Annotated in this window: 20 protein-coding genes and 1 pseudogene; 16 read left to right on the top strand and 5 right to left on the bottom strand. The window is 72.1% G+C overall.

Annotation, left to right across the window (positions count from 1 at the left end; translation table 11 throughout):
- From infB to GVV75_RS07240, 5 genes and pseudogenes are all read left to right on the top strand, one after another.
- A partial coding sequence (gene infB, locus GVV75_RS07260) for a translation initiation factor IF-2 (RefSeq protein ID WP_159814139.1) occupies positions 1-2,001 on the top strand: 2,001 nt, incomplete at its 5' end.
- Positions 2,002-2,201: 200 nt separating this feature from the next.
- Positions 2,202-3,215, top strand: a complete 1,014-nt coding sequence (locus GVV75_RS07255; RefSeq protein WP_236266096.1) for an NADP-dependent oxidoreductase — start codon at positions 2,202-2,204, stop codon at positions 3,213-3,215.
- 222 nt (positions 3,216-3,437) lie between these two features.
- The gene (locus GVV75_RS07250; protein ID WP_159814137.1) at positions 3,438-5,780 is read left to right on the top strand and encodes a nitric-oxide reductase large subunit; all 2,343 of its coding nucleotides are present in this window, start codon (positions 3,438-3,440) and stop codon (positions 5,778-5,780) included.
- Positions 5,780-6,328 (top strand): annotated as a pseudogene (locus tag GVV75_RS07245) (hypothetical protein); the annotation flags it as partial. The gene GVV75_RS07250 and the pseudogene GVV75_RS07245, both read left to right, overlap by 1 nt.
- Positions 6,329-6,456: 128 nt before the next feature.
- Positions 6,457-7,287 carry a slipin family protein gene (locus tag GVV75_RS07240; protein WP_159524379.1) on the top strand — a complete coding sequence of 277 codons (831 nt, stop codon included), beginning with the start codon at positions 6,457-6,459 and terminating at the stop codon, positions 7,285-7,287.
- On the opposite strand, the gene rarD is transcribed toward GVV75_RS07240, so the two are convergent.
- Positions 7,261-8,208 (bottom strand): EamA family transporter RarD, encoded by a 948-nt coding sequence (rarD, locus tag GVV75_RS07235; protein WP_159814135.1) that lies wholly within the window; start codon positions 8,206-8,208, stop codon positions 7,261-7,263. The genes GVV75_RS07240 and rarD overlap by 27 nt on opposite strands.
- A gap of 163 nt (positions 8,209-8,371) precedes the next feature.
- On the opposite strand from rarD, the gene rbfA reads away from it, so the two are divergent.
- Genes rbfA through GVV75_RS07220 form a run of 3 tightly spaced genes read left to right on the top strand, consistent with a single transcriptional unit; the run spans position 8,372 to position 10,214 of the window.
- The gene (gene rbfA / locus GVV75_RS07230; protein ID WP_235905630.1) at positions 8,372-8,881 is read left to right on the top strand and encodes a 30S ribosome-binding factor RbfA; all 510 of its coding nucleotides are present in this window, start codon (positions 8,372-8,374) and stop codon (positions 8,879-8,881) included.
- Positions 8,878-9,951: a tRNA pseudouridine(55) synthase TruB gene (truB, locus tag GVV75_RS07225; protein ID WP_159814133.1), complete on the top strand. Its 1,074-nt coding sequence runs from the start codon at positions 8,878-8,880 to the stop codon at positions 9,949-9,951. The genes rbfA and truB overlap by 4 nt, the downstream gene beginning before the upstream one ends.
- 26 nt (positions 9,952-9,977) lie before the next feature.
- A complete protein-coding gene (locus tag GVV75_RS07220) occupies positions 9,978-10,214 on the top strand; it encodes a hypothetical protein (protein WP_236266095.1) in 237 nt (78 codons plus the stop codon).
- 166 nt (positions 10,215-10,380) lie between these two features.
- Here GVV75_RS07220 and GVV75_RS07215 read toward each other — a convergent pair whose 3' ends face one another.
- The gene (locus GVV75_RS07215; RefSeq protein ID WP_159814129.1) at positions 10,381-11,673 is read right to left on the bottom strand and encodes an MFS transporter; all 1,293 of its coding nucleotides are present in this window, start codon (positions 11,671-11,673) and stop codon (positions 10,381-10,383) included.
- On the bottom strand, positions 11,670-12,305 hold the full coding sequence (locus GVV75_RS07210) for a TetR/AcrR family transcriptional regulator (protein WP_159814127.1): 636 nt from the start codon (positions 12,303-12,305) through the stop codon (positions 11,670-11,672). Before GVV75_RS07210 ends, GVV75_RS07215 begins: the two co-directional genes overlap by 4 nt.
- Positions 12,306-12,556: 251 nt before the next feature.
- On the opposite strand from GVV75_RS07210, the gene GVV75_RS07205 reads away from it, so the two are divergent.
- The 6 genes from GVV75_RS07205 to dapB all read left to right on the top strand — a co-directional run bounded on the left by GVV75_RS07205 (position 12,557) and on the right by dapB (position 19,522).
- Positions 12,557-13,582, top strand: coding sequence for a bifunctional riboflavin kinase/FAD synthetase (locus GVV75_RS07205; protein ID WP_159814151.1), 1,026 nt, complete (start codon positions 12,557-12,559; stop codon positions 13,580-13,582).
- 170 nt (positions 13,583-13,752) lie between these two features.
- Positions 13,753-14,022, top strand: a complete 270-nt coding sequence (rpsO, locus tag GVV75_RS07200) for a 30S ribosomal protein S15 (protein ID WP_017176975.1) — start codon at positions 13,753-13,755, stop codon at positions 14,020-14,022.
- A gap of 324 nt (positions 14,023-14,346) precedes the next feature.
- On the top strand, positions 14,347-14,694 hold the full coding sequence (locus GVV75_RS07195) for a fibronectin type III-like domain-contianing protein (RefSeq protein WP_236266094.1): 348 nt from the start codon (positions 14,347-14,349) through the stop codon (positions 14,692-14,694).
- Between the two features lie 127 nt (positions 14,695-14,821).
- A complete protein-coding gene (locus tag GVV75_RS07190) occupies positions 14,822-17,227 on the top strand; it encodes a polyribonucleotide nucleotidyltransferase (RefSeq protein WP_159524374.1) in 2,406 nt (801 codons plus the stop codon).
- 98 nt (positions 17,228-17,325) lie between these two features.
- Positions 17,326-18,714, top strand: a complete 1,389-nt coding sequence (locus GVV75_RS07185; RefSeq protein ID WP_442858385.1) for a M16 family metallopeptidase — start codon at positions 17,326-17,328, stop codon at positions 18,712-18,714.
- A gap of 67 nt (positions 18,715-18,781) precedes the next feature.
- Positions 18,782-19,522, top strand: coding sequence for a 4-hydroxy-tetrahydrodipicolinate reductase (gene dapB / locus GVV75_RS07180; protein WP_201288732.1), 741 nt, complete (start codon positions 18,782-18,784; stop codon positions 19,520-19,522).
- Between the two features lie 158 nt (positions 19,523-19,680).
- On the opposite strand, the gene GVV75_RS07175 is transcribed toward dapB, so the two are convergent.
- Positions 19,681-20,367: a GNAT family N-acetyltransferase gene (locus GVV75_RS07175; protein WP_159814125.1), complete on the bottom strand. Its 687-nt coding sequence runs from the start codon at positions 20,365-20,367 to the stop codon at positions 19,681-19,683.
- Between the two features lie 155 nt (positions 20,368-20,522).
- Here GVV75_RS07175 and dapA point away from each other — a divergent pair, with 155 nt between their 5' ends.
- Entirely contained in the window at positions 20,523-21,425 is a 903-nt protein-coding gene (dapA, locus tag GVV75_RS07170; RefSeq protein ID WP_159814123.1) for a 4-hydroxy-tetrahydrodipicolinate synthase, read from the top strand.
- A 57-nt stretch (positions 21,426-21,482) separates the two neighbouring features.
- The gene (locus GVV75_RS07165; protein ID WP_159814121.1) at positions 21,483-22,361 is read left to right on the top strand and encodes an aldo/keto reductase; all 879 of its coding nucleotides are present in this window, start codon (positions 21,483-21,485) and stop codon (positions 22,359-22,361) included.
- On the opposite strand, the gene GVV75_RS07160 is transcribed toward GVV75_RS07165, so the two are convergent.
- Entirely contained in the window at positions 22,340-24,178 is a 1,839-nt protein-coding gene (locus GVV75_RS07160; RefSeq protein WP_159814119.1) for an AMP-binding protein, read from the bottom strand. The genes GVV75_RS07165 and GVV75_RS07160 overlap by 22 nt on opposite strands.
- Positions 24,179-24,226 lie beyond the last annotated feature (48 nt).

Genomic DNA, 24,226 nt, shown 5'->3' with positions numbered 1-24,226 from the left:
GGCGGCGGCCGTCCCGGTGGTGGCGGCGGCTTCGGCGGCGGCCCCCGCGGGGGCCGCGGCGGTCGCGGCTCCACGCAGGGCGCCTTCGGGCGCGGTGGCGGCGCCCCCCGCGGGCGCAAGTCCAAGCGGGCCAAGCGCCAGGAGTTCGAGCAGCAGAGTGCGCCGTCGCTCGGCGGCGTCATCGTCCCGCGCGGCGATGGCTCCACCGTGGTGCGCGTGCGCCAGGGCGCCACGCTGACCGACCTCGCTGAGAAGATCAACGCCAACCCGGCGGCCCTGGTCACCGTCCTGTTCCACCTGGGGGAGATGGCCACGGCCACCCAGTCTCTCGATGAGGACACCTTCGGCCTGCTGGGCGCCGAGCTCGGCTACGACGTCCAGATCGTCTCCCCGGAGGACGAGGACCGCGAGCTCCTGGGCTCCTTCGACATCGACCTGGAGGCCGAGGAGGCCGGCTGGGACGACGAGGACATGGCCCCCCGCCCGCCCGTGGTCACCGTCATGGGCCACGTCGACCACGGTAAGACCAAGCTCCTGGACGCCATCCGCTCCACGGACGTCGTGGCGGACGAGGCCGGCGGCATCACGCAGTCGATCGGCGCCTACCAGGTGCACGTCCCTGTGGGCGACGAGACCCGTCCGATCACCTTCATCGACACCCCCGGTCACGAGGCCTTCACGGCCATGCGCGCCCGCGGTGCCGAGGTCACGGACATCGCGATCCTCGTCGTCGCCGCGGATGACGGCGTCATGCCGCAGACCGTTGAGGCCCTCAACCACGCCCAGGCAGCGAACGTGCCGATCGTGGTGGCCGTCAACAAGATCGACAAGGAGGGCGCGAACCCGGACAAGATCCGCGGCCAGCTCACCGAGTACGGCCTTGTGCCCGAGGAGTACGGCGGCGACACCATGTTCGTCGACATCTCCGCCAAGCAGCGCCTCCACATCGACGAGCTCCTTGAGGCCGTGGTCCTCACCGCTGACGCGGCCCTGGACCTGCGCGCCAACCCGAGCGCGGACGCGCGCGGCGTGACGGTCGAGGCCAAGCTCGACAAGGGCCGCGGCGCCGTCACCACGGTGCTCGTCCAGCAGGGCACCCTGCGCGTGGGAGACCCGATCGTGGCCGGCTCGTCCTACGGGCGCGTGCGCGCCATGTTCAACGAGCACGGGGAGAACCTCGACGAGGCCGGGCCCGCCCGCCCGGCCCTGGTCCTGGGGCTCACGAGCGTGCCCAGCGCGGGCGACTCCTTCATCGTCGCCCCCGACGACCGCACCGCCCGGCAGATCGCCGACAAGCGCGAGGCCGCCGAGCGCGCCGCCCTCCTGGCCAAGCGCCGCAAGCGCGTGTCCCTGGAGAACCTCTCCGACGTCCTCAAGGCCGGGAAGGTCGACACCCTCAACCTCATCCTCAAGGGTGACAGTTCGGGCGCCGTCGAGGCCTTGGAAGACTCGCTGCTCAAGATCGACGTCGGCGAGGAGGTCGCCCTGCGCGTCATCCACCGCGGCGTCGGTGCCATCACGCAGAACGATGTCAACCTCGCGACGGTCGACTCGGCGGTCATCATCGGCTTCAACGTCCGCCCCGCCGAGCGCGTGGCGGAGTTGGCCGACCGCGAGGGCGTCGACATGAAGTTCTACTCGGTCATCTACAACGCGATCGAGGACGTCGAGGCCGCCATGAAGGGCATGCTCAAGCCCATCTACGAGGAGGTCGAGCTCGGCACCGCGGAGATTCGCCAGGTCTTCCACTCCTCGAAGTTCGGCTCGATCGCCGGCTCGATCGTCCGCTCGGGCACCATCAAGCGCGGGGCCAAGGCCCGCCTGGTGCGCGACGGCGTTGTCGTGGGCGGCGACCTCGCCGTCGAGACCCTGCGCCGTGAGAAGGACGACGTCACCGAGGTCCGAGAGGGCTACGAGTGCGGTATCAACCTGGGCTTCAAGGACATCGCCGAGGGCGACGTCATCGAGACCTGGGAGCTGCGCGAGAAGCCCCGCTCCTGAGCGCTCCTGAGCAACGGCGGCCGGTCACCCCCGTGGGGTGGCCGGCCGCCGCCGGCAGGGGCGGTGAGGCGGCTCATGCGGGTCGCCGACGCGCTCACCCCCGATCCCGGGGCCGCCCCCTTCCGCCGACCACCACCGTATCCACACAGCATCCGGCCGCCGAGCGCTTAGCGCGCACGGCCCTAGACGGGAGCCGCACCATGATGAGAGCCGCCGTTCAGACCTCCTACGACGCGAAGAATCCCCACCTGGAGATCACGCGGGTCCGCCGACCCGAGATCGGCCCGCACCAGGCCCTGATCAAGGTCACCGCCGCCGGGGTCAACCCGCTCGACATCATGATCGCCCGAGGCGAGGTCCGCCTCATCACCCCCTACGCCCTGCCGTTGGTCGCCGGCAACGAAGTGGTCGGGATCGTCGAGCAGGTCGGCTCGACAGCGCGCTCCCTGGAACCGGGGCAGCGCGTCTTCTCGCGCCTCCCCCTGGGCTCCATCGGCGCCTTCGCCGAGTACGTCGCCGTTGACGCCGACGCGCTGGCGGTGGTCCCCGAGCACCTCAGTGACGAGGAGGCCGCCGCCGTGCCCCTGACGGCCCTCACAGCCGTTCAGGCGCTTGATCTCATGGGCGCCACCAGCGCGGGGACGATCTTCATCTCGGGCGGTACCGGCTCGGTGGGTGCGATGGCGATCCCGATCGCCAAGTCCAGGGGCCTGACCGTGGTGACCAACGGCAGCGCCTCCAACCGGGAGCGGGTCCTCTCCCTGGGCGCGGACCGCTTCCTCGACTACCGCGCCGAGGACTATGCGCGGGTCCTCAGTGGCATTGACTACGTCCTGGACACCCTCGGGGGTGAGGAGACCCTTCGGCAGATGGGCGTCATGAGGCGCGGTGGCCACATCGTTTCCCTGCGCGGCCTGCCCAACGGCGCCTTCGCCTCACGGATGGGGATGCCGGCCTGGAAGCGTGCCCTCTTCACGGCGGCCGGATGGCGCCTGGACCGCGCCGCCCGCGGATACGGGGTCCGCTACGACTTCATCTTCGTCGAATCCGACGGGGCGCGGCTCCAGGAGGTCGCCGACCTCCTGTCGACTCGGCGGATCGCCCCGTCCGTCGACGAGGTGTTCCCCTTTGAAGAGGTCAGTGCCGCTCTGGACAAGGTGGCCAACGGCCACTCGCGCGGCAAGACCGTCCTGAGAATGACGGCGCGGCGCTGACCAGCGCGATCCCGCCCGCCCCTGAACGATGGGCCACGTGCGATGCCGAGTCCTCGGCGTCATCCATCGGCCAGGCGCGGCTCCTGGGCGGGGTATGTAGCGCTGATTGATCGCTCTTTCCCGGAGACGGTATTGTCACGCCTTCAGCCGTGACATTCTGGAGCAGTCGAGGTGACGGCCTGTCATGCCGCCCCGCCTGTCACATATCTCTGGAGGTCCGCCATGCCGTCTCCCATGAGCAGCGAGGGGACGGGCGCGCGCCGCGCCCGGATCATTGGGAAGGGATGGATCCAGGGCGTCGCCCTGGTCATGCTCTTCGGCTTCACAGTCATGGGCCTGCTGGCCTACCGCACGTACACCGACTCCATGCCCCAGCCCAGCAGGGTCGTGGCGGAGGACGGCACCGTCGTCTTCACCTCTGAGGACATCACCGCCGGCCAACAGCTCTTCCAATCGCGCGGGCTCATGGAATACGGCTCCATCGTCGGGCACGGCGGCTACCTTGGCCCGGACTTCACCGCCGAGTACCTGCGCATGGAGGCCGACTCGGTGAGCACCCAACTGACCGCCGCGGGCAACGGGGATCCCGCAACCGCCACCAAAGACATGCTGCGCGCCAACCGCTACGACGCCGCCAGCGGTGACCTCGTGTGGACCCCCGAGCAGGTGACCGCCTACGAGCGGGCGGTGGAGCACTACACCGCCATGTTCGGCCCCGACGCCGCCGCCAACGGCCTCAAGCCCGACCTCATCACCGACCCCGCCCAGGTGCGCCAGGTGACCGCCTTCATCGGTTGGACGGCCTGGGCCGCGGCGGCCGAGCGCCCCGGGCACGACTACTCCTACACGAACAACTGGCCCGCCGAGCCGCGCGTGGGCAACTCGCCCACGGGCGACCTCATGGTCTGGTCGGTGCTCTCCCTCATCGTCCTCATCGGCGGGACCGGCGTCATGTTCGCCATCTACGGGCGCTGGAGCCGGAGGATCGGCTGGCACTCCGAGGAGGCGCCCGCCCTGTCCTTCCGCCAGCCCGGCGAGGTGGGCCTGACCGGATCGCAGAGAGTCGTTGCCTGGTTCATCCTCACTATCGCGGTCCTCTTCCTCGTCCAGACCCTCGTGGGGGCCCTGGCCGAGCACTACCGGGCGGACGCGCTGAGCTTCTTCGGATTCGACATGGGCCGCTACATTCCCTTCTCCCTGGCCCGCACCTGGCACGTCCAGCTCTCCCTGTTCTGGACGGCCCTCGGGCTGCTCGGTGCGGGTCTTTTCCTCGCCCCCTTCATCGCTCGGCGCGAGCCCAAGAGGCAGCACGCGCTTGTCTGGGTGCTGCTTGTGGCCGCCGCGGCCGTCGTCGTCCTGTCCTGCCTGGCCGAGGCCGCCAGCCAGCACGGGGTGAGTTGGGCCAAGGGGCCGCTGTTCGCCCAGCAGTGGGAGTACCTCGATCTTCCCTTCGTCTTCCAGGTGCTGCTCACCGCGGCCCTCTTCATCTGGGTGGCCATCATCTGGCGCTCGATGCGGGGCCGGCTGCGCAACGAGCACGTGGCGAACATGCCCTGGCTGTTCATGTTCGCGGCCCTGGCCATCCCCGCCTTCTACGCCGTCGGCATGATGGCCCGCACTGGCACCCATGTCACCGTCGCCGAGTTCTGGCGCTTCTGGGTGGTCCACCTGTGGGTCGAGGACTTCCTCGAGCTGTTCACCACCGTCATGGTCGCCTACGTCTTCGTGCTGCTGGGCGTCGTGCGCGAGCGGATCGCCCTGGGCATCATCTTCATGGACATCATCCTCTACTCCGCGGGCGGGGTCATCGGGACGATGCACCACCTGTACTTCTCAGGCACCCCCGTGGAGCACATGGCGCTGGGCGCCTTCTTCTCCGCCGCCGAGGTCATCCCGCTGACCTTCCTCACCGTGGAGGCCTGGGCCTTCATGCAGCTCGGGGCCAATCGCCACGGCAAGGACGCCAAGCCCTTCCCGCACCGCTGGGCCGTCATGTTCCTCGTCGCCGTCGGCTTCTGGAATTTCCTCGGCGCCGGCGTCTTCGGCTTCCTCGTCAACCTGCCGATCGTCTCCTACTACGAGATCGGCACCGCGCTGACCGCCAACCACGCGCACGCCTCCATGATGGGCGTCTACGGCTTCATGGCCCTGGGACTGGGCATGTTCGCCCTGCGCTACCTCATCCCGAAGGAGAAATGGCCAGAGCGCCTGGCGAGGACCTCCTTCTGGAGCCTCAACATCGGACTGGCCTGGATGTGCTTCGCCACCCTCCTGCCACTGGGCATCCTCCAGTTGCGCTACTCGGTGGGCACCGGCTACTACGAGGCCCGCCAGCTCACCTACATCACCGACACGGTCAACACGATCATCGAGTGGGGGCGCATGCCCGGCGACCTCATCTTCATCCTCGGTGGGGTCCTGCCCTACCTCCGCATCGCCTTGCTCGGGGCGCGGCACTGGCGTCAGGGACGCACCGTGGAATCCTTCGAGGATGACGCGCTCTACGAGGAGCTCGACACCCGGCGCCAGTCATGGCGCGGCGAGCGCGCGGAACTGAGCGACTGATGGCCCCGCCCGATGTGAGCGCCTGGCTCGTGGCCGGCTATGCGCTCCTCATGCTGGGCGTGGCGTGGGCCGTGGACGTCCTCGGCTCGCGCAGCGCCCGGCGCTCGCTGAACTGGCGGCACGCGGACTTCCTCTACCACGACGACGTCGACGGCTGGCGCTGCCACGAGGACCAATGGCTGTGGCCCACGGCTTTCGACCCGGACAAGCGGGTCATCCGCTACGAGGGCGCGCACGCGATCTGCGGGCGCTGCCCGGCGAAGAGCACGTGCTCACCCACACCCGGCCCCCGGGAGATCACCAGGCCCGTGGACCCCTGGCCCTACTCCGAGGCCGGGCGCTTCCACCGGGGCCTGGCCCTCGTCATCGCCATGGCCGGCACCTTCCTGTGCCTGAGCATGACCCTGCTCCTCCACAGCCCCGGCGACCTCATCGTCCTGGGAACGGCCCTGGCCATCATGGCGGCGGGCTCCTTGCCGCTGGCCCGCCATCTGTGGTCCACCCCTGACGGCGCCCCCGAGCACCTGCCCCATATCGGCGCCGAGGAACTGGCCGCCACGATCCCCGGGGCCGGCGCGGGCCGGGGGACCGGCGCTAGGGGCAGGGCCGGCCTCGGAGCCGGAAGCCACTCCATGGCGGGCTGGTCCCGCCTGCCCACCAGGAAGGACACCACCGCATGACCACCCCGATGATCGCCGCGCTCTGCGCGGTCATCCTCCTTGTCCTGCTCCTGTCCCTGTCGCTCAAGACCGTCTCCCAGTACGAGCGGGGCATCGTCTTCCGCCTGGGGCGCCTGCGCCCCGTCTACGAGCCGGGGCTGCATCTCGTCATCCCCCTCGTGGAGCGCATGCAAAAGGTGGACACGCGCGTGGTGACCCTGACGATCCCGCCCCAGGAGGTCATCACCGAGGACAACGTGCCCGCCAGGGTCAACGCCGTCGTCCTGTTCAACGTGATCGACCCGGTCAAGGCCGTCATGGAGGTGGAGAACTACGCCATCGCGACTTCCCAGATCGCCCAGACGACCCTGCGCTCCGTGCTCGGGCGGGTCGACCTCGACACCGTCCTGGCGCACCGCTCGGCCCTCAACGCCGACCTGCGCGACATCATCGAGGGCCAGACCCGCCCCTGGGGCGTGGATGTGAGCGTCGTCGAGATCAAGGACGTGGAGATCCCCGAGCAGATGCAGCGCGCGATGGCCCGGGGCGCCGAGGCCGAGCGGGAGCGGCGGGCCAAGGTCATCAGCGCCCGCGGCGAGCTCCAGGCCTCTGAGGAACTGCGCCAGGCCGCGGACACCCTCTCGCGCTCACCCGCCTCGCTCCAACTGCGCTACCTCCAGACCCTCCTAGAGCTGGGCGCCGACCAGAACTCCACCGTGGTCTTCCCCCTGCCCATGGACCTCATCGGACCGCTCCTGGACAGGTACGCGCCCGCTGGCGGCGCCGGGTCCGACGGGCGGGCGCGTGGGGACGACGGCGGCTCAGCGCTGCCGCCCTCCCAGGCCTGAGGGGCGCCGCGAGACCTGGCGCACCAGGTCGGCGACGAACACGGCGACCGCCGCCCACACCAGCGCCATGGCCGCCCAGCGCGCGCCGGAGATCTCCTCGTGGAACACTAGCCACGCCAGGAGGAATTGGAGGATCGGCCCCAGGTACTGCGCCATGCCGATCGTCGTGAGGGCCACCCGGCGCGCGCCCGCGGCGAAGAGCAGGAGGGGGACGGCGGTCACGGGCCCCGCTATTAGGAGCAGTGCCCCGATGCTCGGCGAGGCCTGCGCGCCCTGGAAGACCGTCCGGCCCTGGGCGGCGAGGCAGCCCAGGTAGGCGGCGGCGAGCGGCGCCACGGCCAGGGATTCCACGGTGAGCCCCGTCAGGGCGTCCACATGCGCCCCGGAGCGCTTCTTCGCCAAGCCGTAGAGCCCGAAGCTCCCCGCCAGCCCGAGGCTCACCCACGGCAGCGCCCCCTGGGCGACGACGAGCACGAGCACGCCGATCCCCGCCAGGGCCAGCGCCGCCAGCTGGAGCCGGCGCAGGCGCTCCCCGAGGAAGAGCGCCGCCAGCGCCACGGTGACGAGCGGGTTGATGAAGTAGCCCAGGGCGGCGTCGGCCGTGCGCCCCGAGTTCACGCCATAGACGTAGATGAGCCAATTGAGGGTGACGATAAGGCCTGAGACCACGAGGGATCCGGCCAGCCGGGGCGTGGTCAGCGCGGCGCGCAGCCGGCCCCAGCGGCGCAGCAGGGCCACGGCGATGAGGCAAGTGGACAGCGTCCACAGGACCCGGTGCCCGATGATCTCCAGGCTGCCGGCGGCGGCCAGCAGGCGGAAGTACAGCGGGAACATGCCCCACAGCAGGTAGCAGCCGAGCACCATCGTCAGGCCGGAGGCGGCCGGGGCGGAGGGACGGGCGGGGGAGGGGGGAGTGCTCATGCGGTGCTCATCGTGCGCTCATGGCGTGGTTGGCCTGGCTTTCGTGCCTCGCGGGAGGCGGGCCCGATACTATCGGCGCGCCGGGCGCCCCGCTCGGATGACTCACCGCCCCGCATCGACCCGCATGCCGTGTCAATCCGCATGCCGGATGAAGGAGAGCCCCATGGCCGACTCCGCCCGCGCCCGCAAGGTCGCCGACCGCATCCATGAGACCGTGGCCCGCCTCCTCCAGGGCCGCATCAAGGACCCCCGCCTGGGGTTCATCACCATCACCGACGTCCGCGTCACCGGCGACCTGCAGCAGGCCACCGTCTTCTACACCGTCTACGGCTCCGACGAGGAGCGCAGGGACACCGCCGCCGCGTTGCGCTCGGCCACCGGCCTCATCCGCTCCGAGGTGGGCCGCGCGCTCGGCATCCGGCTCACCCCCACGATCGCCTTCCAGCTCGATGCCCTGCCGACGACGGCCAAGTCCATCGAGGACGCCCTCGCCCAGGCCCGTGCCAACGATGAGCGGATCGCCCGCGCCGCCGAGGGCGCCGCCTACGCCGGGGACGCCGACCCTTACCGGCACGACGACGAGGAGGGCGCTGAGGACCCCGCCGAGGGGCCTGACGACGGGCCCGCCCCCGGGGGCGCCGGGGCGCAGGGCGCGGCGGCGGCCGAGCGGTGAGCCGCCCCCGGGTCGCCCGCGGCGCCGTCACCGCCGACGACGGCCTCCTCCTCATCGACAAGCCCGCCGGCGTCACGAGCCACGACGTCGTCGCCGCCGCGCGCCGCATGGGCGCCACCCGCAAGGTCGGCCACGCCGGCACCCTCGACCCCATGGCCACCGGCCTGCTCATCCTCGGCGTCGGCCGCGCCACCCGCTTCCTGACCCACCTCGTGGGCGCGGACAAGACCTACGAGGCGACCGTGCGCCTGGGCCAGGAGACCCTCACCGAGGACGCCGAGGGTGAGCCCACCGCCTGGCGGGGCTGCCCGGCGCCCGCGGACGAGGCGCGGCGAGCCGATCTCAACGGGCGCCTCGACGCCGCGCTAGCCGGCTTGACCGGCCCGATCATGCAGGTCCCCAGCGCCGTCTCCGCCATCAAGGTCAACGGCGTGCGCTCCTACAAGCGCGTGCGCGACGGCGAGGAGGTCGCCCTGGCGGCGCGCCCCGTCACCATCCACGCGATCACCCCCCTCGGGGCCCTGCGCCCGGGAGCCGTGGAGGGCCCGGCGGGCCAGGAGGTGCCCGTCGTCGACCTCGACCTGCGCGTGACCTGCTCCTCGGGGACCTATGTCCGCGCCCTGGCGCGCGATCTCGGCGAGGCCCTGGGCTGCGGCGCGCACCTGACCGCCCTGCGCCGCACCCGCGTCGGCCCCTTCGACGTGGCCGAGGCCCTCTGCCTGGACCGGGCCAGCGCCCAGGTGGAGGCCGGCGCTGGCGACGACCCGCCATCGGGGCTGCGCACGCTGCCCCTGGCCGAGGCCGGGCGGCGCTGCTTCCCCGCCGTCGACCTCAGCCGCGATGAGGCTCGCGCGCTCCGCCACGGGCAGGCACTGCCCCAGGCGGTGCTGGACCGCGAGGGCCCCGCGCCCGGGCGCCCCTCAGTCGCGGAAGCGGCGCGGGCCGCCGGTGGCGAGCACCGTGCGGGACGCGGCATCGTCGCCGGGTTCGATCCCGACGGCGTCCTCGTGGCACTGTTGATCCGAGAGAGTGGGCGGGCCCGGCCGGCCCTCGTCCTCTCACCAGCATGATGAGCCCCGGCGAAGGGAGTATGACGATGAGCGGATGCGGCTGCGGAGGAAGCGCGTGCGGCGGCCCCGGCGCGGAGCCCGCCGAGGCCGGTCGCGCCCCGGCCCCCCAGGTGGTCCAGCCCATGGCCGCCCAGGCCGGGGGCGCCGCGAGTCCCGGGGGCGTGGTCCCCGGCCGCAAGGCCGGCAACATCCTGGGCCTGCGCGCCGTGAGCACCGCACCGGCCCCCGCTGGTGGCTGCGGCTGCGGGAACCACGGGCACTGAGGACCCGCGTGGCCGCAGCGCCTTGAAGCGACGGCGCGGGGGAGAGGGCGGGGGCCCGCCCCCTCCCTGGGCAGCGCGGCTGGCGCGCGGGTCGGCCTCATCGTGGCGGTGGCCAGCGCGATGAGCGCCGTCAGGGTCACGGCGGCGCCGCGCGCCAGATCGGCTCTCAGGAGTCTGCGGAGGCTGCCGCGCCCTCCTTCGATGACTTGGTGGGGGAGGCGGGCGCCGCTCGCGGGTCCCACCGCGCCCGCGCGGCGCCCAGGAGGGCCGCGAGCGCGATCGTGAGCGCCCCGGTGACGGTGATCGTCAGCGCGGCCCCCCTTCCCGGCCCGGAGCCGACCAGCGCCGCTGGGATCCCGCCATCGCGCACGAGGGGGGAGAAGACCTGGTCCGCCAGCGGGGCCGCGGTGGCGTAGGCCAGGAGGTAGCCCGACTGCGTGATGAGGCTGATCGCGCCCCAGGCGGCGGCCTCGCTCCCGGGGTCGAGGCGCTCGCGCGCGAGGGCATCGGCGCCCGCCTGGCATAGGGCGAGCGCGGCGAAGGCGATGATCCCCGCGACGGCGACCGACCAGAGCCAGGGGCGGGCGGCCATGGCGATCATGGCGGCCCCCGTGATGGCGGTGCCCCCGGTGAGCAGGCTGGCCGGGCGGGCCCGCGTGGCGGTCGCCAGGGCGGCGCCGATCAGCAGGCCCGTGGCGCACAGCGTCTCGATGAGGCCGACTCCCGAGGCACTCATCCATGGCAGGAGGGAGGGCTTGAACAGCACCTGCACGACCCCGATCGTGGTGGTCAGTGCGGTCATGATGATGACGAGGGCCCGCAGACGGGGCTCGTGGCGGATCTGGTGCCATCCGCCCAGGAGGCGCTCGCGGGCGGGCGCGGGCGCCTCGGCCGCCCGCGGGGGGAGGGCCCGGCGCACGGCCAGTGAGCAGGCCACGGTGAGGGCGCAGGTGGAGGCGTCGATGAGGATGATGCCGGGCAGTCCCAGGACGGGCAGGAGGAGGCCCGCCAGGGCGGGGGCGACGAGGAGCTTGGCGGCGCTCGACGCCTGGAGGAGGCCGGAGGCCCGCACGTACTGCTCGGGATCGACGAGCTCGGAGACGGAGGCCCGCAGGGCCGGCTCGGTGAGCGAGGCCATGACGGAGGACAGGGCGACGCCGACCAGCACGAGCGCCAGGCTCGGGCGGCCCGGTCGCAGCGCCGCTAGGATGACGAGCAGGCCGAGGATGGAGCCGCCGTCGCCGAGGATCATCACCAGGCGGCGGTCGTGGCGGTCGGCCAGGGCGCCCGCCACGGGGGCCAGGAGGATGAGCGGCGCCAGGGCGCATATCTGCACGGCGGCCACGGCACTGGCCGAGCCGGTGGAGGCGTAGGCCATGATCGCCAGGCCGAAGGCCGTCATCCCCGTGCCGAGCGAGGTGATGAAGGAGCCCAGGACCAGCAGGCCGAGCAGCCTCATCCCTCCGCCTCCGGGGATGCGGGTGCGGCCGGGCCGGTCAGGGCCCCGGGGGCGGTGGACAGGAGGGCCTCCGCGGCCAGCAGGACGCCGGCCATGCGCCGGGGGGCCTGGTCGGCCTCGCCTGTGAAGATGCCCTCGTCGACGAGCATGGCCCCACTGGTCAGCAGGATCTCGATGGTGGTGCGCGGGTCCGAGCAGGTGAAGGAGCCCTCGGCGATCCCGTCCTCCACGACCCCCACCAGGATCGGTGTGAGCGCGCGGATCGTGGTGACCAGCGACAGGAGGTGGAAATGCGTGTTGGCAGCGTCGTGGAGGCCGTCGATCAGCGCGGCCGCATCGCCCTTGACCCTCATAGCGCCGATGACCGCCATGAACCGCCGCGGCGCCGGGAGGCCGCTCGCCGCCGCCTGGGCGGCGCGCTCGGCGATCAGCGCGGCCGTGCGCTCGATCAGGGCGCTCAGGATCGCGTCCTTGCTGGTGAAGTGGTAGTAGAGCGTGCCCTTGGCGATGCCCACCGCGTCCAGGATGTCGCCGGTTGTGGTGGCGCTCACCCCCTTGGTGGCGAACAGGCGCTCGGCGGCGTCGAGGATCTCCTCACGGCGCTCGGCCGCGGGCTTGCTGACACGGGGCATGAGACCGGTCTCCTCCCGGGAGGGCTCTGGGCCGATCCGCATCGACCGACCGTCGGTCGGTAGCGTATGAGTGAGGCTGGCCCAGCGCAACCCCCGCCTGCTCGGGTGCCGCTCGGCGGGCGCCGGTCCCCCCTCCTGGTTCGCGCCGCCGTCGTCTCCGTGGCAGGGTTGCCCCAGTCATGCAGGCCGACCCGGCGGGGCCGCCCACCCGCGGGCGCCCGTCGGCCATGAGAAGAGCAGGATCGCACCCGGTGGAGATCTGGTACGGCGCCGAGCAGGTGCCCGAGTCGCCACGCGCCCCCAGCGGCGCCGCTTGCGCTGGAAGCGCCGTGACTGTCGGGGTCTTCGACGGCGTCCACCGCGGCCACCAGCGGATCCTCGCCCGCGTCGTCGAGCGCGCCCGCGCCCTGGGGCCCGGCTGCCTCGCCGTCGCCGTCACCTTCGACCCGCACCCCCTGACCGTCCACCGCCCCGGGATCGATCTGGCGATGATCGCCTCCCTGCCCGACCGCCTCGAGGCCATGGCCGCCACCGGCCTGGACGCGGTCCTCGTCATCCCCTACACCCTGGGCTTCGCCGACCAGTCTCCCGAGGGCTTCGTGCGCGACTGGCTCGAGGGGCTCCTCGGCGCGCGGGCCATCGTCGTCGGGGGCGACGTGCGATTCGGCCGGGGTAACTCCGGCGACGCCGACTCCCTGCGCGCCATCGGTGCCGCCGACGGCATCGAGATCGAAATCGTCCCCGAGGTCCTGGCCCCCGGCGGGCGGCGGTGGTCCTCCACCTGGGCACGCGAGTGCCTCGCCGCCGGAGACGTGCGCCAAGCCGCTGAGATCCTGGGCCGGCCCCACCGCGTGCGCGGCGTCGTCATCCATGGGCTGCGGCGCGGTCGCGAGCTCGGCTTCCCCACCGCCAACCTCGACGCCGCCACCGCCGGCGTCGTGCCCCCGGACGGCGTGTACGCCGGATGGCTCGTGCGAGGGGGGCGGGGCGGTGCCCCCGAGGGCGAGCGCCTGCCCGCCGCGATCTCGATCGGCACCAACCCCACCTTTGACGATGTCCTGGCCCGCACCATCGAGGCCCACGTGCTCGGCCGGGCGGACCTCGATCTCTACGGCGAGGACGTGGCCGTGGACTTCGTGTCCCACCTGCGCCCCATGCTCGCCTTCGACTCCTTGGAGCCGCTGCTGGAGCGGATGCGCCAGGACGTCATCGAGACCGCAGGGGCCCTGGGCGTCCCCGTTCCCGAGCCCGTGCGCCCGCAGGACGTCACCGCCTGAGCACGGCCCCGCTGGCGGGGGCCGCGCCCTGTGCCCGGTCCCACAGGCCCCGGGGAGGGGAGGGGGTCGGTCTGCTGGTACTGTTGGCGCGCCGTCGATCGGCCGCGGAATCGTCATGCCCGGGTGAACATGCCCCGGCGCTCCGCGCAACGAGAAGAAGGAGCCCGCACATGTCGGTCACCCCTGAGCGCAAGTCCGAGATCATCGCCGAGTACGCCACCCATGAGGGTGACACGGGCTCCCCCGAGGTCCAGGTCGCCGTTCTCACCGAGCGCATCTCCAACCTCACCGAGCACTTCAAGACCCACACGCACGACCACCACTCGCGCCGCGGCCTCTACCTGCTCATCGGCAAGCGCCGCCGCCTCCTCGACTACCTCATGAAGGAGGACATCGAGCGCTACCGCTCGCTCATCGCCCGCCTCGGCATCCGCCGCTGAGGCCCGCGTCCGAGGTCTTCCGCCCGGCCCCGTCATCCCCCGGATGACGGGGCCGGGCGCGTTCGCGCTGATCCGGCCGCGTCCATCGCCGAGCGCGTCGAGGACCTGCTCGGGCGCCTGAACCTGGAGGAGAAGGCCGGCCAGCTCACCTAGTACTTCTACCTGCGCTCCATTAGCCCCGGGATCCCCGGGCCCGCCGGGTCTGCCGGGTCTGCCGGGTCCGATGGCGCCGACGACCTCGCCGAGCAGGACCGGGACGCCCTGGCCCAGTTTGAGATGGTCGAAGGCGAGGTGCGCGCCGGGCGGACCGGGAGCCTGCTCTTCGTGCGCAGTCCCGAGGTCATCAACGCGCTTCAGCGCATCGCCGTGGGGCAGAGCGTGAGCGTGGACGTGGCCAACATCGGCTCTCGCGACGGCGAGGAGGTGGTCCAGCTCTACATCCACCAGCGCCACGGCACCTCCACCCGCCCTGAGTGCGAGCTCAAGGCCTTTACGCGCGTGGCCATCCCCGCCGGCCGATCCTGCGCCGTCGAGTTCGTGCTCGGCCCGGATGAGTTGTCCTATTGGTCGGCCGTCACCCGCTCGCGCGTCCAGGACGTCACCACGATCGATGTTTACGTGGGCGGCTCCAGCGCGGCCAGCGCCCACACGGTCCTCGAGGTCGTGCGGTAAGGGCATCGCCCCCGCGACTTTTCTTCCCCGCAGCGCGTCTCATCTCACGTGATGGATCCGACCGCCCGAGCGGGTCCCGGCTTAGACTTTGTCTGCCATATCTTTGTGAGAAAGAGACACATCGACGATGTTCATTGATGACCCCGAGGTCACCGCCGCCGAGGCAGTGATCGACAACGGCTCCTTCGGCAAGCGCGTGATCCGCTTCGAGACCGGCCGCCTGGCCAAGCAGGCCGCGGGCAGCGCCATGGCCTACCTCGATGGCGAGACCGCCATCCTGTCCGCCACTACCGTGGGCAAGCACCCCAAGGACCAGTTCGACTTCTTCCCGCTGACCGTGGATGTCGAGGAGCGCCAGTACGCCGCCGGCCGCATCCCCGGCTCCTTCTTCCGCCGCGAGGGCCGCGCCGGCACCTCCGCCGTCCTGGCCTGCCGCCTCATCGACCGCCCCCTGCGCCCCTCCTTCGTCAAGGGCCTGCGCAACGAGGTCCAGGTCGTCGAGACCGTCCTGGCGATCCACCCGGATGACGCCTACGACGTCCTGGCGATCAACGCCGCCTCCATGTCCACCCAGATCGCGGGCCTGCCCTTCGCCGGTCCCGTGGCCGGCACCCGCCTGGCGCTCATCGACGGCCAGTGGGTGGCTTTCCCCCGCTGGTCTGAGCTTGAGCGCGCCACCTTCAACATGGTCGTGGCCGGCCGCGTCCTGGAGGACGGCGACGTCGCCATCATGATGGTCGAGGCCGGCGGCACCGAGAACATGATGGACCTCATCGCCGCCGGCGCCACCGCCCCCACCGAGGCCGTCGTCGCCGAGGCCCTGGAGGCCGCTAAGCCGCACATCAAGGCCCTGTGCGAAGCCCAGATGGAGGTCGCTCAGCACGCCTCCAAGCCCACCGCCGAGTTCCCCCTCTACCTGGACTACTCCGACGAGCAGTACGACGCCGTCGAGAAGGCCGCCCAGGCCCGCGGCCTCGCCGCCGCGATCGCCACCGAGGGCAAGCACGCCCGCGACGAGGCCATCGACGCCGTGCGCGACGCCGTCCTGGCCGACCTCGCCGAGGCCTTCCCCGCCGAGGAGGACGCCAAGGCCCTCAAGGCCGCCTTCCGCTCCGTGACCAAGAAGGTCGTGCGCCACCGCACCCTCACCGAGGGCATCCGCATGGACGGCCGCGGCCTGAAGGACATCCGCACCCTGGGCGCCGAGGTCGAGGTCCTGCCCCGCGTGCACGGCTCAGCCATCTTTGAGCGCGGCGAGACCCAGATCATGGGCGTGACCACTCTCAACATGCTGCGCATGGAGCAGCAGATCGACGACCTCACGCCGATCACCCACAAGCGCTACATGCACCAGTACGTCTTCCCGCCCTTCTCCACCGGGGAGACCGGCCGCGTCGGCGCCCCCAAGCGCCGCGAGATCGGTCACGGCGCTCTCGCTGAGCGCGCCCTCGTGCCCGTCCTGCCCAGCCGCGACGACTTCCCCTACGCCATCCGGCAGGTCTCCGAGGCCCTGGGCTCCAATGGCTCGACCTCCATGGGCTCGGTGTGCGCCTCGACCCTGTCGATGTCCCAGGCCGGCGTCCCGCTGCGCGATCGCGTGGCCGGCATCGCCATGGGCCTCATGCACGAGGTCATCGACGGCGAGACCAAGTGGGCCACCCTCACCGACATCCTCGGGTCCGAGGACGCCTTCGGCGACATGGACTTCAAGGTCGCCGGCACCCGTGACTTCATCACGGCCCTCCAGCTCGACACCAAGCTCGACGGCCTGCCCTCCGAGGTCCTCGCCGGCGCGCTCGGCCAGGCCCGCGACGCCCGCTTCCACATCCTCAACCTCATCGACGAGGCCCTGGGCGACGAGCCCTTCGAGATGGCCCCCACCGCCCCGCGCGTGCTGACCGTCAAGATCCCCGTCGACAAGATCGGCGAGGTCATCGGCCCCAAGGGTAAGATGATCAACCAGATCCAGGAGGACACCGGCGCGGACCTGACGGTCGAGGACGACGGCACGATCTACATCGGCGCCACCGACGGCCCGTCCGCCGAGGCCGCCCGCGAGGCCGTCAACGCCATCGCCAACCCGCAGATGCCCGAGATCGGCGAGCGCTTCATCGGCACGGTCGTCAAGACCACGACCTTCGGCGCCTTCGTGTCCCTGTCCCCGGGCAAGGACGGCCTGCTGCACATCTCGCAGATCCGCCGACTCGTCGGCGGCAGGCGCGTGGAGAACGTCGAGGACGTCCTGGCCGTGGGCGACAAGGTCCAGGTCGAGCTCGCCGAGATCGACCCGCGCGGCAAGCTCAGCCTGCACGCCGTCCTCAACGAGGAGCAGCAGGCCGCGGAGGACGAGGCCCGCGCCCACCGCGGTGAGCGCTCCGAGGGGTCCGAGCGCCGTGAGCGCAGGCCCCGCCGCGCCCGCGCCGCCTCCGCCGAGTCGGAGGATGCCGAGGCCGGCGACGCCGAGGGGTCCGAGCGCCGTGAGCGCCGCCCGCGCCGCCGTCGCACCCGTACCGCGGAGGCCTCCGAGGACTGATCCTCGCGCGGCGAACCGGTCCTGACGTTTCTCGCGCGGGCGGAGCATCACGCTCCGCCCGCGCGAGAAACATTCACCGGGGCGGTTAGGCTGCGCGGGTGACTGAGACGAGCACGAGCAAGACGGCCATAGGACCCAGGGCCGCGCGCAGCGGCGCCGACTACGCCGAGGTGGAACTCATCCGCGCCAGCGCGGGAGCCCCCGGAACAGAGCTGAGCCTGACCGACGACGGCGCCCGGCTGCGCCGCTCCATCCTGCCCGGGGGAGTGCGGGTCATCACCGAGCAGGTGCCCGGGCTGCGCTCGGCCGCCCTCGGCATGTGGCTCGGGGTCGGCTCGCGCGACGAGGCCCCCGGCCAGGAGGGCTCCACCCACTTCCTGGAGCACCTGTTGTTCAAGGGCACGCCAACGCGCGACGCCCGCGGCATCGCCGAGGCCTTCGACATGATCGGCGGGGAGTCCAATGCCGCCACCGCCAAGGAGCACACCTCCTACTACGCCCGCGTCCAGGGCCAGGACGCTCTGACCGCCCTGGACATCCTGGCCGATATGGTCACCTCCTCGCTCCTCGACCCCGCCGAGGTGGAGACCGAGCGCACCGTCATTGTCTCCGAGCTCGCCGACGCCGCCGACGACCCCCAGGATGTCGCGCAGGAGGCCTTCGCCCGAGCCGCCTTCGGCGAGGGCACCCCCCTGGGCCGGCCCATCGGCGGCACCCCCGCGACGGTGACCGCCGTGCCCCGCGACGCCGTGTGGGAGCACTACCGGCGCACCTACGCCTCCGACGCGCTCGTGGTGGCCGCGGCCGGCGCCGTCGACCACGACGAGATCTGCGAGCGCGTGGCCTCCGACCTTGCCTCGGCCGGCTGGGACGCCTCCGCCGACGCCGTGCCGCGCCCCCGCCGCTTCGAGACCGAGCCGATCGTCGATCTCGACGTCCACGACGTCACCATTGAGCGCGACAGCGAGCAGAGCCACCTCTACCTCACCTGCCAGGGCATCCCCGTGCGCGACGAGCGCCGCTGGGCGATGAGCGTGCTCACCACCATCCTGGGCGGGGGCATGTCCTCCCGCCTGTTCCAGGAGGTGCGCGAGAAGCGCGGCCTGGCCTACACGACCTACGCCTTCGACGTCGCCTACGCGGGCTTGGGCGCCTTCGGCATGTACGCGGGTTGCGCCCCCGGGGACACCCAGGAGGTCGCCGCCGTCATGGTGGGGGAGTTCGAGCGGCTGGCCGCCGACGGGATCACCGAGCGCGAGCTCACCCGTGCCCGGGCCCAGTTGCGCGGCTCCATGGTGCTGGGCAGCGAGGACTCGCTGGCGCGGATGGGGCGCCTGGGGCGCGGTGAGGTCGTCACGGCCCGACTGCGCTCCATGGACGAGAACCTGCGGCTCCTGGAGGCCGTTACCGCCGAGGACGTGAGAGCCCTGGCGGCCTGGCTGGCCGCCCGGACGCGCGCCCGGGTCCTCGTGGGGCCCGCTGCCTGAGGCCCAAGGGGCTGCCAACCCGCGGTCACGTCCGGCGGCGCGCGGGGCGGCTGCGTAGACTGCCAGCATGATGATTCGCGTTGCCGTTGTCGGCGCCGCCGGGCGCATGGGATCGACCGTCTGCCAGGCCGTGGAGGAGGCTGACGGCCTTGAGCTCGTCGCCCGCCTCGACGCCGGCGACACCATCAGCGCCGAGACCCTGGGCGGGGCCGATGTCGCCGTCGACTTCACCGTGCCCACCGTCACCGAGGCTAACGTCCACGCCCTCATCGACGCTGGCGTCGACGTCGTCGTCGGTACCACCGGCTGGGACGAGGACTCCTACGCACGTGTGCGCGAGCACCTGGCCCGTCCCGAGGCCGCCGGGCGCAGCGTCCTCATTGCCCCCAACTTCGCCCTCTCCGCCGTCCTCGCCATGCGCTTTGCAGCCCTGGCCGCCCCCTACTTCGAGTCCGTCGAGATCATCGAGTTGCACCACCCGAACAAGGTCGACGCCCCCTCCGGCACGGCCGTCGCCACCGCACAGGCCATCGCCGCCGCCCGCGCCGCCGCCTCACCTGACGCCACCGAGTCCGACCCCCTGGGCGCGCGCGGCGGCCTCGTTGACGGCGTGCGCGTCCACGCGGTGCGCCTGCGGGGCCTGACCGCCCACGAGGAGGTCCTGCTGGGCAACCCCGGTGAGCAACTGACCCTGCGCACCGATTCCTTCGACCGCTCCAGCTTCATGCCCGGCGTGGTCCTGGCCGTGCGGGAGATCGGCTCCCGCGAGGGCCTGACCATCGGCCTGGGGCCCCTCATCAACCTCTGACGCGCTTCGATAGTGGCGAGGTTTGAGGATTCCTCGCCCGCGGATGGGACCTGAACGCCCGAGTTTCGAATGAGGCACCGCTTTGACCTGCGCTTACGCGCGAGGTGACATCGCGTCAGAAAAAGGAATCCTCAAACCTCGCCATGTTGTGCGATGAGTCAGATGGTGGCGGCCCAACAGTCCTCGACGACGCCGTCGCCGATCGGCAGTTCGCGCCGCATCCCCGTGGGAGCCATCCCCACCGCCGTGAACAGGCGGGACATCGACTCATCCCCGCGCAGCGCCCACACGAGCAGGGCCCGCGCCCCGTCCTCACGGGCCAGGTCCACCGCCGCCGCCAGCAGCCGTGAGCCGTGGCCCTGGCGCTGGTGCTCCGGCGCCACCCCGATCGCCGTCACCTCAACCGCCCCGGATCCGGGCACTGGCCGCCCGGAATCATCCAGGCCCTGCGTGGGGGCGAGCCCCACCAGCCCCACCACCAGAGGCCCCCGCGTGGCCACGAGGACATGATGCTGCGGGCTGGGCGGCGCGGTGACCGGCTCCTCCCAGCCCGCCGCCACCACGGGTGCCGCGATCATCGCCCTCACGCCATCGGGGAGGCCCGCGCCACCATGGGCGCTGGCGTGGCCCGCCTCCATGGAGGCCAGCATCGTCGCCGCGTGGACCCTCCCGATCAGGGGCAGGTCCGACTCCCGCGCGGGGCGCACGAAGCCCGCCTGCTCCGCGACCGGCTCAGCGCCCCTCTCCTGGGCGCCCCGCCCTCCTCCAGGCCCCCCGCTCAGCCCTAAGACGGGATCGGCGTCGAAGACGGAGGGCGCGTGGCGCCGCTCGTTGCTCTCATTCATGAGCGCGAGCCTATCGCTGGCCTTCCCCGCCGGACCCGGTCTGACCATGGTGGTCGGCAGCCGCGAGCCTAGGCGGACCCAGTGGGCCCCAGGAAGCCTCGGCGAGGCCCTGAGACGCCCTGTCCTCAGAGCGTGATCGCCGTTACCCTCGGGGCATGACCCAGAGCACCCCGCCCCCGCGCTCCTTCGGCTCCGTCGGCGTCGCCATGATCACGCCCTTCACCCCCGAGGGTGAGATCGACGTCCCCGCCGCCCAGTCGCTGGCCGTCTCCCTGGTCGACGACGGCGCCGACCTCATCCTCCTGGCCGGGACCACCGGGGAGGCTCCCACCACCCACCTGCCCGAGAAGCAGACCCTCCTGCGCGAGGTCAAGGACGCCCTCGCCGGGCGCGCCATGCTGATGGCCGGCGCCGGCTCCAACGACACCGCTCACGCCGTGCGCATCGGCGTGGGCAGCCAGGCCGCGGGCGCCGAGGGCCTGCTCATCAACGCCCCCTACTACAACCGCCCCAGCCAGGAGGGCGTCTACCAGCACATCATGGCCGTCGTCGAGGCCACCGACCTGCCGGTCATGATCTACGACATCCCCGGCCGCACCGGTGTGCGCATCCTCGATGACACCCTCTCCCGACTGGCCGAGCACCCCCGCGTGCTGGCCGTCAAGGACGCCACCGGCGATGTCGAGCAGGGCTTCCGCCGCATGGAGGCCACCGGCCTGGAGTACTACTCGGGGGATGACGGCCTCAACTTCGCCTGGCTCGCCCACGGCGCCAGCGGCGTCATCTCAGTGGTGGCCCATGCGGATGCCCACTCCTGGCGCGAGATGATCACCGAGGTCGATGAGGGGGACCTCGCCGGGGCCCGCGCCGTCGCCCAGCGCATGCGCCCGCTCGTCGGCGCCATCATGGGAGGCGGCCAGGGGGCTGTCATGGCCAAGGAGGCCCTCCTCCTCCAGGGGCGCATCCCCAGCGCCGCCCTGCGCCTGCCGCTCGTGCGCGCCTCCGCCGAGGAGGTCGAGGCCCTCAGCACGGTCCTGGCCGCCTCCGGCCTTCTGTAAGAGCCCCACCACGGCGAGAGTCACCGCGGCAACCGCCTCACCGCGAGGGAGATCCTCATGACCGCTCCATCCGCCCCTGAGATCCCCACCACCACCCTCAACAACGGCGTCGCCATGCCGGTGATCGGCTACGGCGTCTTCCGCACCCCGCCCGAGGAGACCGAGCGGGCCGTGCGCGAGGCCATCGAGGTCGGCTACCGCTCGATCGACACCGCTCAGGCGTACCGCAACGAGGAGGGCGTGGGGGCCGCCGTCGCCGCCTGCGGCATTCCCCGCGAGGACCTGTTCCTCACCACGAAGGTCTGGTTCTCCAACGCCGGCGAGGACACGGCCGCCCGCTCGATCGACGCCTCCCTGCGACGCCTGGGCACCGACTACGTCGACCTCCTCCTCGTTCACCAGCCCTTCGGCGACTACTACGGCACCTACCGCGCCATGGAGACCGCCCTCAAGGCCGGCAAGGCCCGCGCCATCGGCGTGTCCAACTTCTTCCCGGACCGCTTCGTCGACCTGGCGCTGAACGTCGATGTCGCCCCGGCCGTCAACCAGATGGAGACCCACGTCTTCAACCAGCAGGCGTCCTCCCGCCTCTGGTACGCCAAGCACGGCACCGCCCTGGAGTCCTGGGGGCCGCTCGCCCAGGGCCGCAAGGGCATCTTCACCCACCCGGTGCTCACCGCCATCGGGCAGGCCCATGGCAAAACCGCCGCCCAGGTGGCCCTGCGCTACCTGCTGCAGCGCGATGTCATCATCATCCCCAAGTCTGCGCGCCGCGACCGCATGGTCGCCAACCTCGACATCCTCGACTTCCGCCTGGCAGGGGAGGAGATGGACGCCATCGCCGCCCTCGACGAGGCGACGCCCCTGACCACCAACCACTATGACCCCGAGTTCGCCCTGGGCCTCATGGAGCGCTACCGCCTCCCCAGGGACTGACTGGGCTCACCGGGCTCACCGGGCTGGGGCCCCTGGCCTCCCGCGCCTTCGCCCCGGACGGCCATGATCTGGTCGCGCACCGCGCGGCGCAGCACCTTGCCGATCATCGAGCGGGGGAGCTCGGACAGGATCGCGATCTCACGGGGGAGGGCGTAATGGGAGAGCGTCCGCTCGGCCCACGCGCGCACCTGCTCCAGGGTGACGGTCTGCCCCTCATGGGGGACGATCGCCGCCACCACGCGCTCATCGCCGACGCGGCTGGGCACGCCCACCACGGCCACGTCGGCGATCTCCGGCATGGAGCGCACGGCGGCCTCCACCTCGGTGGGGTAGATGTTGAAGCCGCCGGAGATGATGAGTTCCTTGCGGCGGTCGGCGATGACGTAGAAGCCGTCGGCCTCCTGGCGCACGAGGTCACCGGTGCGCAGCCAGCCGCCGGGCAGCATGACGGCCTCGGTCTCCTCGGGGTCGTGCCAATAGCCGGCGAAGACCTGGGGGCCGCGGACCACGAGTTCGCCGACGTCGCCGGGCGCGACCTCGACCTGGGGGGCCTCCGGGTCCACGAGCCGCACCTCGGTCGACGGGTAGGGGACCCCCAGCGCCCCCGCGCGCCGTTCAGGGGAGATGGGATTGCCCAGGATGATGGGGGAGGTCTCGGTCATCCCATAGCCCTCGATGATGATCCCGCCCGTGGCCTCCTCCCAGGCCTGCGCCACCGCCTTAGGATTCGCGGCCGCCCCGCACACCGCCACCGAGCAGCTCGACAGGTCCGCGCCAGTGGCCTTGGCCCGGGCGAGGATCCGGTCGAACATGACCGGCACGCCCGGGAAGAAGGTGGCGGGCCGCCGCTTCCAGGCCGTCAGCACCATGTCCGCGCTGAACTTGGGCAGCACCACCTGGGTGGCCGCCATGCCGACGGCGCACAGCAGGTTGAGGGACAGCCCGAAGGCGTGGAAGAAGGGCAGCACCGCGTAGAAGGTCTCGCGGCCCGGCGCGCAGGCCCGTGAGGCCCACTCCAGGCTCATCTCGGCGTTGGAGCGCAGGTTCGCATGGGTGAGCCGCACGGCCTTGGGGGTTCCCGTGGTGCCGCCGGTGTACAGGAGCACGGCGGCGTCGTCGATGCCGGGCAGTGGGTGGCTCGCGGGAAGCAGGGGGGAGGCGGCCATGAGGTCGTCCCAGGAGCGCACGCCCGCGGGCACCCGCCCGCGCAACTCGTGGCGCTGGGAGCGGGCGGCTGCCACCGGCAGCTTGAGGGCGAGGCGGCTCGCCAGGGGCAGCCGGCGCGAAAGGTCGACGCTGAGGACCTGGCGGCCCTCCAGCGAGGCCTCGGCCAGCGATCCGGTGGCCGCCACGACCCGGGCGATCGTCTTCTCCCAGGCGATGATGACCCCGCCCTGATGGATCTCGATCTGCTCGCGGATCTGGGCGGCCGGGGCCAGGGGGTTGTGCTCGGCGACGATCGCGCCGATCCGCCAGGCCGCGTAGGCGAGGACGACGTGCTGGGGGCAGTTGGGCAGGATGAGGCCGATGACGTCGCCGGCCCGCACCCCCAGGCCCCGCAGCGCCTCCGCGGCTCGGGCCACCTGGCGGGCCAGCCGCTCATAAGTGGTGGTGGCGCCCAGGAAGTCCAGGGCCACCCGGTCCGGGTAGTCGCGCGCGGCGTCGTCGAGCATCCGGGACAGCGGCTCGGTGATGGGCGGGATCGTTGCCGCCACGCCCGGGGCGTAGTGCGGCCGGCTCGCCCGCCCGGGCGCCGAGGCCCCTGGGCCGGTGGTCTGAGGGGCCGGCGCGGCGGGGCCGACCTGGTCCTGATCCACTCGTCCTCCTCGTGTTGGTCGGCGCCGCCAGGCGCGGCGCGCTCCTAC

This window comes from Actinomyces sp. zg328, from assembly GCF_009829635.1.
Classification (GTDB): domain Bacteria; phylum Actinomycetota; class Actinomycetes; order Actinomycetales; family Actinomycetaceae; genus Actinomyces; species Actinomyces marmotae.
This window is presented reverse-complemented; position numbering and strand designations above follow the sequence as displayed.

Excerpts from the sequence above, each read along its gene's own strand:
- GVV75_RS07255 (WP_236266096.1), top strand. The coding sequence starts at position 2,202 with ATGATGAGAGCCGCCGTTCAGACCTCCTACGACGCGAAGAATCCCCAC.
- GVV75_RS07250 (WP_159814137.1), top strand. The coding sequence starts at position 3,438 with ATGCCGTCTCCCATGAGCAGCGAGGGGACGGGCGCGCGCCGCGCCCGG.
- GVV75_RS07240 (WP_159524379.1), top strand. The coding sequence starts at position 6,457 with ATGACCACCCCGATGATCGCCGCGCTCTGCGCGGTCATCCTCCTTGTC.
- rarD (WP_159814135.1), bottom strand. The coding sequence starts at position 8,208 with ATGAGCACTCCCCCCTCCCCCGCCCGTCCCTCCGCCCCGGCCGCCTCC.
- rbfA (WP_235905630.1), top strand. The coding sequence starts at position 8,372 with ATGGCCGACTCCGCCCGCGCCCGCAAGGTCGCCGACCGCATCCATGAG.
- GVV75_RS07220 (WP_236266095.1), top strand. The coding sequence starts at position 9,978 with ATGAGCGGATGCGGCTGCGGAGGAAGCGCGTGCGGCGGCCCCGGCGCG.
- GVV75_RS07215 (WP_159814129.1), bottom strand. The coding sequence starts at position 11,673 with ATGAGGCTGCTCGGCCTGCTGGTCCTGGGCTCCTTCATCACCTCGCTC.
- GVV75_RS07210 (WP_159814127.1), bottom strand. The coding sequence starts at position 12,305 with ATGCCCCGTGTCAGCAAGCCCGCGGCCGAGCGCCGTGAGGAGATCCTC.
- rpsO (WP_017176975.1), top strand. The coding sequence starts at position 13,753 with ATGTCGGTCACCCCTGAGCGCAAGTCCGAGATCATCGCCGAGTACGCC.
- GVV75_RS07190 (WP_159524374.1), top strand. The coding sequence starts at position 14,822 with ATGTTCATTGATGACCCCGAGGTCACCGCCGCCGAGGCAGTGATCGAC.
- dapB (WP_201288732.1), top strand. The coding sequence starts at position 18,782 with ATGATGATTCGCGTTGCCGTTGTCGGCGCCGCCGGGCGCATGGGATCG.
- GVV75_RS07175 (WP_159814125.1), bottom strand. The coding sequence starts at position 20,367 with ATGAATGAGAGCAACGAGCGGCGCCACGCGCCCTCCGTCTTCGACGCC.
- dapA (WP_159814123.1), top strand. The coding sequence starts at position 20,523 with ATGACCCAGAGCACCCCGCCCCCGCGCTCCTTCGGCTCCGTCGGCGTC.
- GVV75_RS07165 (WP_159814121.1), top strand. The coding sequence starts at position 21,483 with ATGACCGCTCCATCCGCCCCTGAGATCCCCACCACCACCCTCAACAAC.